At 42.0% G+C, this 9,164-nt stretch carries 10 protein-coding genes, 1 tRNA gene and 1 riboswitch; of the genes, 10 read left to right on the forward strand and 1 reads right to left on the reverse strand.

Features of this window, described 5'->3' with window-relative positions; translation table 11 throughout:
• Positions 1–15 precede the first annotated feature (15 nt).
• From ON073_RS04415 to ON073_RS04425, 3 genes are read left to right on the forward strand one after another with little or no spacing between them, the layout of a single operon-like run.
• Positions 16–276: a hypothetical protein gene (locus ON073_RS04415; protein ID WP_038639631.1), complete on the forward strand. Its 261-nt coding sequence runs from the start codon at positions 16–18 to the stop codon at positions 274–276.
• On the forward strand, positions 277–891 hold the full coding sequence (gene pnuC / locus ON073_RS04420) for a nicotinamide riboside transporter PnuC (protein ID WP_274760652.1): 615 nt from the start codon (positions 277–279) through the stop codon (positions 889–891). It abuts the gene before it with no gap.
• Positions 860–1,666 carry a phosphotransferase family protein gene (locus ON073_RS04425; protein ID WP_274760653.1) on the forward strand — a complete coding sequence of 269 codons (807 nt, stop codon included), beginning with the start codon at positions 860–862 and terminating at the stop codon, positions 1,664–1,666. Before pnuC ends, ON073_RS04425 begins: the two co-directional genes overlap by 32 nt.
• On the opposite strand, the gene ON073_RS04430 is transcribed toward ON073_RS04425, so the two are convergent.
• The gene (locus ON073_RS04430) at positions 1,663–1,845 is read right to left on the reverse strand and encodes a helix-turn-helix domain-containing protein (protein ID WP_010561097.1); all 183 of its coding nucleotides are present in this window, start codon (positions 1,843–1,845) and stop codon (positions 1,663–1,665) included. The genes ON073_RS04425 and ON073_RS04430 overlap by 4 nt on opposite strands.
• 346 nt (positions 1,846–2,191) lie before the next feature.
• On the opposite strand from ON073_RS04430, the gene ON073_RS04435 reads away from it, so the two are divergent.
• From ON073_RS04435 to ON073_RS04465, 7 genes are all read left to right on the forward strand, one after another.
• A tRNA-Arg gene (locus tag ON073_RS04435) sits at positions 2,192–2,266 on the forward strand.
• A 91-nt stretch (positions 2,267–2,357) separates the two neighbouring features.
• Positions 2,358–2,474, forward strand: a riboswitch (TPP riboswitch).
• A gap of 144 nt (positions 2,475–2,618) precedes the next feature.
• Entirely contained in the window at positions 2,619–4,577 is a 1,959-nt protein-coding gene (thiC, locus tag ON073_RS04440; RefSeq protein WP_274760654.1) for a phosphomethylpyrimidine synthase ThiC, read from the forward strand.
• A 75-nt stretch (positions 4,578–4,652) separates the two neighbouring features.
• Positions 4,653–5,654, forward strand: a complete 1,002-nt coding sequence (locus ON073_RS04445; protein ID WP_274760655.1) for an FAD-dependent oxidoreductase — start codon at positions 4,653–4,655, stop codon at positions 5,652–5,654.
• Between the two features lie 9 nt (positions 5,655–5,663).
• The gene (gene thiS, locus ON073_RS04450) at positions 5,664–5,861 is read left to right on the forward strand and encodes a sulfur carrier protein ThiS (protein WP_274760656.1); all 198 of its coding nucleotides are present in this window, start codon (positions 5,664–5,666) and stop codon (positions 5,859–5,861) included.
• Positions 5,861–6,646, forward strand: coding sequence for a thiazole synthase (locus tag ON073_RS04455; RefSeq protein ID WP_274760657.1), 786 nt, complete (start codon positions 5,861–5,863; stop codon positions 6,644–6,646). Before thiS ends, ON073_RS04455 begins: the two co-directional genes overlap by 1 nt.
• Before the next feature lie 36 nt (positions 6,647–6,682).
• The gene (thiE, locus tag ON073_RS04460; protein WP_274760658.1) at positions 6,683–8,197 is read left to right on the forward strand and encodes a thiamine phosphate synthase; all 1,515 of its coding nucleotides are present in this window, start codon (positions 6,683–6,685) and stop codon (positions 8,195–8,197) included.
• A 2-nt stretch (positions 8,198–8,199) separates the two neighbouring features.
• Positions 8,200–8,952 (forward strand): HesA/MoeB/ThiF family protein, encoded by a 753-nt coding sequence (locus ON073_RS04465; RefSeq protein ID WP_274760659.1) that lies wholly within the window; start codon positions 8,200–8,202, stop codon positions 8,950–8,952.
• Positions 8,953–9,164: the final 212 nt, after the last annotated feature.

Genomic DNA, 9,164 nt, shown 5'->3' on the forward strand with positions numbered 1-9,164 from the left:
CTGAAATCAAACACTATGAAACTATCAGTCGAAATTAGTAAATACCCGCTGCATCAAGATTACATCCCATTTATTAAAGGGTTTATTGATCGTTTAAATGCGCACCCTAATTTAGAAGTTATCACGAATACTATGTCAACACAGGTATTCGGTGACTATGATGAAGTGATGCAGGCGGTTACCAGTGAAATTAAGCGTTCACATCAAGAATTTGGCAAGGCGATTTTTGTCTGTAAATTTATTGGTGGTGATTTATCGCCAAACAAAGAGGCTTAAATGGAATTTTTATCACAGGCACTTAGCGGTTTTACTGCAATGAGTTATTGGGAATACATCGCAGTTTTTTTAGGGCTGGCGTACTTAGTGTTTGTGATGAATGAAAGTCTATGGGCATGGCCGTGCGCATTTATAAGCACCTTTATTTATACGATTTTGTTTTGGAATGGTGCGCTGTTGATGGAGTCGCTGTTAAATTTTTATTATTTAGCAATGGCGGTGTATGGCTTTTACTGTTGGAAAAACGGCAAAGAAAAAAAAGAATTACCAATTACCAGTTGGGCGCTAAATACCCATCTAGCAATTATCGTTGTTACAAGCTTAATTGCGGTGGTGCTCGGCTTTGTTATGGATAACTACACCCATGCTGAGTATGCCTATTTAGACTCATTCACTACCTGCTTTGCCATAATGACAACTTATCTAGTTGCCAAAAAAGTACTTGAAAACTGGCTTTACTGGCTGGTTATAGACGCAGCGTCAATTTACTTGTATTTGCAAAAAGGCTATTACCCAACCGTTGTGTTATTTGCCATTTATACCGGAATGGTGATTTGGGGGTATTTGCAATGGCGTCAATATTATGAGCCTCAAAGCGAGCAAACGTTTGCTTAGTCAATGCCAAGCGTATTTAGTTACGCTTGGTTTAGATTATGTTGTCAAAAACGCGCTTCATTTAACTCAGGGCGTTAATAATACTTGCTTTCGGGTCGAAACCACCTGTAATCGAAAGCTGCTTATCAAGCATTTTGATAAAGAGAATAACTTTAAAGTAACCGAGGTAGAAAAAAAACTCGCGATACTTAATGTCGTACCAACAGTTATCGCATTAAATGAAGCTGAGAAACTGATTGCTTATCAATTTATTGAGAGTGAAAAATTTAACAAAAATGTTCACTTACCAAACCTCGTAACCAAGCTAAAACAACTTCACAATCTTCATGCTTCGTATGAGTTTGAAACGATTAACATTGACGAATTATTAACTAGCTTCAGTGATGTAAATGAATTTTTAGTATATAAAAAGGCTATTGAAAAATTGCAGAGTAGAATAGCAACTTTTCCGCAATTATTTGGTGTATGCCACAATGACTTAGTTCGCGATAATCTGCTCTTTTCAAAAACAGCTAGCTGGATAATTGATTTTGAGTATGTTGGATTAAATGATGTGTATTTTGACTTGGCTGCGCTAAGTAGTTCACTGAAATTCAGTCAAAACGAAAAGTATGAATTACTTTGTTTTTATTTTGAAAAGCAAACAATAACACCTAATCAACTGGAAAAGCTGAACCTCTACCAGCAAGCATATAACTTTGTTTGTTACTTTTGGTATCTTAAGCATGGCTTAAAAAGCCATGCAAAAGCGTTAGAACCGTTAATTAAAGCTTAAATACCACCAATGCGTTCAGCAAGCTCTTTATAGCGTTTCACGTCGTCTTCGTTAAATTTTGCGTTACCTGCATCATCTTTTTCAGCCGCAATAAGTAAGCTTTCACGTTCTAAACGACGGACGCGTTCTTCTTTTACGCCAAGAAATTCTGCAACTTGTTCGGTAGTCATTAATGCCATTTTGTTCTCCTAATAATTAAGGTCTGTTGATCTTTAAAATTCGTTTTCGCAGTGCTTCTTATGGGCTCTTTTGATCGCACTTTTCTTGTTGTTGTTCGATATTCGCTTAGATGACTAGGCCACACATCGAACGCCGCGATAAAAGCACGCTCAAAGAGAGCAAAAATAGAACCGCAAAGGTCAACAGACCCTAGGCATGCTTCAAGTGAATCTTTTAATTAAAGCGTTTTTTCTTAAAAAATGCGAGTAAATTACTACTAAAATGCAACTATCTTGTTGATATATTAGCCAAGTGAGGTTTCATTTGCTGGTAATTAGGTAGTTTAGCCATTATTATTGTCGCCGTGCTCTCGTGGTGAAATGGATATCACGTGGCCCTCCGGAGGCCGAGTTCTAGGTTCGATCCCTAGCGAGAGCGCCAATTCTAATTTGGCTACATCTAATACTTCTCCATTGGTCTTATCAGCATAATCTTTTATTGCGTCGCTTTTAATAAACGCATAGAATTCAATCGTTACTTGTCGGAGTGCCTTTTACTTTTTGAGTAAAACTAAGGCTGAGATCGCATAAGCGGGATCCGTGAACCTGAATAGATTAGTATCTACGTAGGAAACAAGCAGCTTGGTGGCAAGCGTTTGTTTGCCATTTGGCAAAAAACCTTCTCACTGTTGTCTTAATTTATTTTAAGCACTGCCTCCTAGGCGCTTTATGCGCTTCAATCATCACGCACTTTGGCAAGACCGTCACTCGATTTAATTATTTAAAGGTGCGTCATGTCACAAAGTAATACAAAGCCAGCAAATCAAATGAGCCGTCGCGAAGCGCGACAAGCAGCATCTGATTATATATACAACCTTAAAACTCAGCCCTTTCCTAATTCACAGAAAATTTATGTGGAAGGGAATAACCCAGGCGTACGCGTTGGTATGCGTGAAATCACGCTAAGCGATACCTTTGCTGGTGGTACAGAAGAAAATCCTATTTTTGAAAAGAACGAACCAGTGCGTGTTTACGACACATCAGGTCCTTATACCGATCCTAACGCTGAGCTTAATGTTGAAGTTGGTTTACCAAAATTCCGCCAAGCTTGGATTGAAGGCCGTGATGACACTGAAGAGCTTGAGTCGGTAACGTCACATTATACTCAGCAACGCATGGCTGATGAGGGGTTAGATCATTTACGTTTTGAGAATTTACCAAAAGTGCGCTGTGCTAAAGCGGGTAAAAATGTTACGCAAATGCACTATGCGCGTCAGGGCATTATCACACCAGAAATGGAATACGTTGCGATTCGTGAAAATATGGGCCGTGAAAAAATTCGTGAAGAAATTTTAGCGCAGCAGCACAAAGGCGAATCGTTTGGTGCAGAGCTACCTGATTTTATTACGCCAGAATTTGTTCGTGATGAAATTGCACGCGGCCGTGCGGTATTACCAAATAATATTAACCACCCAGAGTCTGAGCCGATGATTATTGGCCGTAATTTCTTGGTTAAAGTAAATTCAAACATTGGTAACTCGTCAGTATCAAGCTCAATTGAAGAAGAAGTTGAGAAGCTTGTATGGTCAACACGCTGGGGCGCAGATACGGTAATGGATTTATCGACAGGCCGTTATATTCACGAAACACGTGAATGGATTGTACGCAACTCGCCAGTACCAATTGGTACCGTACCAATTTACCAAGCGCTTGAAAAAGTAAACGGTGTAGCAGAAGACCTAACTTGGGAAATCTTCCGCGATACGCTCATTGAACAAGCAGAGCAAGGGGTGGATTACTTTACGATTCACGCCGGTGTTTTACTTCGCTACGTGCCAATGACGGCAAAACGTGTCACCGGTATTGTGTCACGTGGTGGTTCAATTATGGCGAAATGGTGTTTAGCGCACCATAAAGAAAACTTCTTATACACTCACTTTGAAGAAATCTGTGAAATTTTAAAGCAATACGATGTGTGTTTCTCACTCGGTGATGGCCTGCGCCCAGGCTCTGTGGCTGATGCAAACGACGAGGCCCAATTTTCAGAGTTACGTACATTAGGTGAGCTAACTCAAATTGCTTGGAAACACGATGTGCAGGTATTTATTGAAGGCCCAGGTCACGTGCCAATGCACATGATCAAAGCCAATATGGACGAGCAGCTTAAACATTGTCATGAAGCACCATTTTATACATTAGGCCCACTAACTACCGATATTGCACCGGGTTATGATCATTTCACATCGGGTATTGGCGCGGCGCAAATTGCTTGGTACGGCACAGCAATGCTGTGTTATGTAACCCCAAAAGAGCATTTAGGTTTACCAAATAAAGATGATGTTAAAGAAGGCCTTATTACCTATAAGATTGCAGCGCATGCAGCAGATTTGGCAAAAGGTCATCCTGGCGCGCAAATCCGCGATAACGCCCTTTCTAAAGCACGCTTTGAGTTCCGTTGGCATGATCAGTTTAACCTAGGTTTAGACCCTGAACGCGCGCTTGAGTATCACGATGAAACCCTTCCGCAAGAGTCTGGCAAAGTTGCACATTTTTGTTCAATGTGTGGTCCTAAATTCTGTTCGATGAAAATCACCCAAGAAGTACGTGATTACGCGAAAGACTTAGAAAGTCAGGGCGTAGATATTTCTGATGCGAATGCAATTGAAATCAAAATGATTGACGTTGAAGCAGAAATGAAAGCGAAATCAGAAGAGTTTAAATCGGCTGGTTCTGAAATTTATCAGAAAGTATAAATCAGCAAGAAGTAGTCAGAATTCAGTAATTAAATGTGCTGAAATCTGACTCCTATTTAACTGCTTGGGCGTATTATGACAGCAACTTCACAGCGAAAAAAAATAGCGATTTTAGGCTACGGTTTAACGGGGCGCTTAGTGGCATTGCAGCTTTATAAGCAGCATCAGGTATCGGTATTTGAGTCAGGTAAAGTTAGCGGTGAACAAAGCGCAGGTTTTGTTGCTGCAGCCATGCTTGCGCCGTTGGCTGAATCGGTTTTATGTGAAGCTGAATTAGCAGAGCTAGGCTTACAGGCGATACCACTGTGGCAGTCGATCCTTGAATTGCTAGATGAGCCAGTGTTTTTTCAACAACACGGCAGCTTAGTGGTTGCACATCAGCAAGATAAAGGTGACTTAGACTCGTTTGCGAATCGCTTAAAGCCGCTGGCAGAGCAAAGTGCTAAGCAGCTTAATGGTGCGCAGCTTGCAGAACTGGAGCCAGCACTTGCAGGGCGTTTTCACCAAGGTATTTACTTACCATGTGAAGGGCAGCTTGATAATCGTGCGTTTTATTCGGCAAGTTACCGACAAGTAAAAGACAAGGTCACTTTCTTTGAGTCGTTTTCAGGCAATATTAACGAAAACCACTTTGATATGATTTTGGATTGCCGTGGCTTAGGCGCTAAACCTGTCCTTAATAACCTTCGCGGTGTTCGCGGTGAAGTGGTGCGCTTATATGCGCCAGAAGTGACGCTTAATCGCCCTGTGCGCTTAATGCACCCGCGCTATCCAATCTATATTGTGCCAAAGCCGAATCATGAGTTTGTGATTGGTGCGACAGAAATTGAATCGCAATCAACAAAACCAATGACGCTGCGTTCAGCAATGGAGTTGTTGTCAGCAGCATACACAGTGCACAGTGGCTTTGCTGAGGCCGAAATATTGGAAATGCAAGCAGGGCTAAGGCCAAGCCTGCCTGATAACCGTCCACTGGTTGAAAAGCAAGGCAAGCGCATTGTGATTAATGGCTTGTATAGACATGGTTATTTACTGGCGCCAAAAGTGGTTGAAATGGCGCTTGAGCAGATTAACTAAGAGTGCAAAATGAATTTAATAATTAATGGCGAAAAGCGCGATGTTGAAAGCGATACGACGTTGCTTGTTTTGCTAGCGCAGCTTGGTGCGAGTGAACCCTACGCGGTGGCTGTAAATCAAAGCTTTGTGCCGCGCGAACAATGCGAAGGCATCGCTTTGGCTGATGGTGATCAGATTGAAATTCTCTCGCCAATACAGGGGGGCTAATGGATAAACCGCTAACTATTTATGGCCAAACGCTGTCGACCCGTTTATTTATTGGCTCAGCCTTGTATCCATCTCCTGCAGTAATGCAGCAGTCAATTAAGGCATCGGGTGCAGAGGTGGTGACGGTATCGTTGCGCAGGCAAGGTACTCTTGAAGCTGGTAATGACTTTTGGCAATTAATTAAAGATACCGGCCTTAAAGTATTACCCAATACTGCAGGATGCCATAGTGTGCAAGAAGCCGTAACGCTTGCCAAAATGTGCCGCGAAGTGTTTCAAACTAATTGGATAAAACTTGAACTTATTGGCGATGAGTACAACTTACAGCCCGACCCGATTGGTTTATTGGAAGCAACAAAACAACTAATTGATGACGGTTTTGAAGTATTACCTTATTGCACCGACGACTTAGTTATTTGCCAAAAATTAGTCGATTTAGGTTGTGAAGTTCTAATGCCGTGGGGCGCGCCAATTGGTACTGGTAAAGGGTTGTTAAATCCGTATGCGTTAAAAACCATTCGTGAGCGCTTACCTAATACCACATTGCTTGTGGATGCAGGTCTTGGCTTGCCTTCACACGCAGCAATCGCAATGGAAATGGGGTATGATGCGGTACTATTAAATAGTGCGGTAGCGCAAGCGGGCGACCCAATTGCAATGGCAAAGGCATTTTCACTTGCGGTAGACGCAGGCAGAATTGCTTATGAGGCCAAAGCAATGCCTGAAAAAGAGGTTGCTAAACCGTCAACCCCGACAATGGGCATGCCCTTTTGGCATCAGCAGTAAATCGCACAACATAAATCAGTTTAAAATTGGGATCTAATGGGTAATTTAATTTGGACTATTGCTGGCTCTGACGCTGGTGGCGGCGCGGGAATTCAAGCTGATATAAAAGCAGCGCAAAGTTTTGGTGTGCATGCATGCAGTGTTATTATGGCACTAACAGCGCAAAATAGTATGGGTGTTGAAGAGATTAATGGTGTGGCAATCAAGGTGATTGAATCCCAGCTCGATGCCCTTGAGCAAGATATACAACCTAAAGTGATTAAAATTGGCATGCTTGCCAACGAACAGCAAGTGGAGTTTATTGCTAATACGCTTAAACGCTACAAAACCACATGGCAAACGCCGCCAATTGTTGTTTACGACCCAGTAGCGGTAGCTTCAAGCGGTGATAGTTTAACCGAAGAAGATATTCTGCCGGCAATTAAAACCCATTTATTACCACAAGTAGATGTGATCACGCCTAATACCCAAGAAACGCAAATCCTTACCGGTGTGTATTTAATTGGCCCAAGCGCAGTGCAAGATGCCGCGAAAGTGTTTAATGAATTAGGTGTACCAAGTGTGCTGATAAAAGGCGGCCATTGGGATTATCCTAAAGGCTATTGCATAGATTATGGTGCTCATCAAGGTGAAGAGTATTGGTTAGGCAATAAAGCAATTAACACACCGCACAGTCATGGTACAGGGTGCTCTTTTGCGTCCAGTGTTGCAGCCAACCTTGCTAAAAACTATCCGCTAAAAGATGCCTTTATCCTTGCTAAAGCTTACATTAATCAAGGTTTAAGACATGCAGAGCGGTTTGGGCAAGGTATAGGCCCTGTGGCCCATTGTGGATTCCCACACAATATAAATGATTATCCAGAAGTGATTGAAGCGGATTCGTGGCTTGGTCAGGAACTTGATTTGGCAGTAGATTCAGAGCAAGTTAGCGCACGTGATTTTGCCAAAATAGAAACGCGTAATTTGGGTGTTTACCCTGTGGTTGATTCCGTTGATTGGATTGAGCGCTGCTTAAAAGCGGGCATTAAAACCATTCAGCTGCGTATCAAAGATAGCAGCGATGCTGATCTTGAAGAAAAAATTGCAACTGCGATTACCCTTGGTAAAAAATACGACGCGCGCTTATTTATCAATGACTACTGGCAATTAGCGATAAAGCATGGTGCTTATGGTATTCACCTTGGCCAAGAAGATATCTCGGTTGCTAATTTGGCTGAAATTAAACAAGCAGGTATTCGCTTAGGTGTATCGACTCACGGTTTTTATGAAATGCTGCGTGCTCATAATTATCGCCCAAGCTATTTAGCCTTTGGCGCAATTTATCCAACCACCACAAAAGATATGACGGGGCAAATTCAAGGCCTTGAAAAGTTAAAACACTTTGTACCACTAATGCATGATTACCCTGTAGTGGCAATTGGCGGAATTGACTTAGCCCGTGCTGAAGAAGTTGCAAAAACTGGCGTTGGCAGTATTGCCGTTGTGCGCGCAATTACAGAAGCTGATGATCCTGAAGCGGCGATTGTAGAACTTGAGAGTGTGCTGAACTAGTTATGTTATCGTTATCAAACCAAGAATTAATTCGTTATTCTCGCCAGTTACTGTTGCCAGAGATTGATGAGAATGCGCAACTTAAATTAAAAGCGGCGCGCGTGTTAATTATTGGTTTGGGTGGCCTTGGTTCACCTGCAGCGTTCTATTTAGCTGCTTCTGGTGTAGGGCAGTTGACTTTAGTCGACCATGATGAGGTTGAGCTGTCTAACTTGCAGCGGCAGATTCTCTATAAAGTGAGCCATATAGGGCAAAGTAAAAGTAAAGCCGCGGGCAAAACGCTGCAAGCGCTGAATAATCAAATATCAATATCAACTGTCTCAGAAAAATTGGATGAGCACAATGCCAAGGCGCTTATCGAAGATTGCGATTTAGTACTCGATTGCAGTGATAACTTTAAAACACGTTACTTAGTTAATCGCCTTACTAAGTTGTTTACTAAACCGCTTGTTTCGGGAGCAGCGATGGGCTGGCAGGGGCAATTGTGTATTGTCGATAACAGAGATAAAACTGTACCTTGCTATGAATGCTTGTTCCCAAACCAAGGTGTAAGTAGTGTACAAAACTGCGATACCTTGGGCGTTATCAGTCCGCTGCTAGGAGTAATTGGCGCACAGCAGGCTATTGCCGCAATACTTTTACTGTTGGGGGAGGATAACTTACCGCAGTTTTTACAATTTGACGCAAGAAGTTTTAAGCAAAGCGCTTTTTCGTTTGCAAAGTCACAAACCTGTACAGTGTGCAACAACCGTTAGGCTAAATTCGTATCTAGGTTAAAGCGATATAACTCTACGTAAAACTACCTTTCATTTACATTTTCCAACGTTATGGTGTTTGTGTTTTTACCCAAATTAGGTATTTTGTTTATGCCAATTCTGTTAAGTATGAGATCAGGGATAGCGCTAGATAAATGAAATGGTAACAAGGCGGAATTTTTCTTATGTAGTTATTCTACATTGATAAATTC

The sequence above is a fragment of the Pseudoalteromonas sp. G4 genome (genome assembly GCF_028875915.1).
Classification (GTDB): Bacteria; Pseudomonadota; Gammaproteobacteria; order Enterobacterales; family Alteromonadaceae; genus Pseudoalteromonas.

Bases quoted from the DNA above. Each gene is read 5' to 3' on its own strand.
- pnuC (WP_274760652.1), top strand. From the start codon at position 277: ATGGAATTTTTATCACAGGCACTTAGCGGTTTTACTGCAATGAGTTAT.
- thiS (WP_274760656.1), top strand. From the start codon at position 5,664: ATGAATTTAATAATTAATGGCGAAAAGCGCGATGTTGAAAGCGATACG.
- ON073_RS04445 (WP_274760655.1), top strand. From the start codon at position 4,653: ATGACAGCAACTTCACAGCGAAAAAAAATAGCGATTTTAGGCTACGGT.
- thiC (WP_274760654.1), top strand. From the start codon at position 2,619: ATGTCACAAAGTAATACAAAGCCAGCAAATCAAATGAGCCGTCGCGAA.
- ON073_RS04425 (WP_274760653.1), top strand. From the start codon at position 860: ATGAGCCTCAAAGCGAGCAAACGTTTGCTTAGTCAATGCCAAGCGTAT.
- ON073_RS04415 (WP_038639631.1), top strand. From the start codon at position 16: ATGAAACTATCAGTCGAAATTAGTAAATACCCGCTGCATCAAGATTAC.
- ON073_RS04430 (WP_010561097.1), bottom strand. From the start codon at position 1,845: ATGGCATTAATGACTACCGAACAAGTTGCAGAATTTCTTGGCGTAAAA.
- ON073_RS04455 (WP_274760657.1), top strand. From the start codon at position 5,861: ATGGATAAACCGCTAACTATTTATGGCCAAACGCTGTCGACCCGTTTA.
- thiE (WP_274760658.1), top strand. From the start codon at position 6,683: ATGGGTAATTTAATTTGGACTATTGCTGGCTCTGACGCTGGTGGCGGC.
- ON073_RS04465 (WP_274760659.1), top strand. From the start codon at position 8,200: ATGTTATCGTTATCAAACCAAGAATTAATTCGTTATTCTCGCCAGTTA.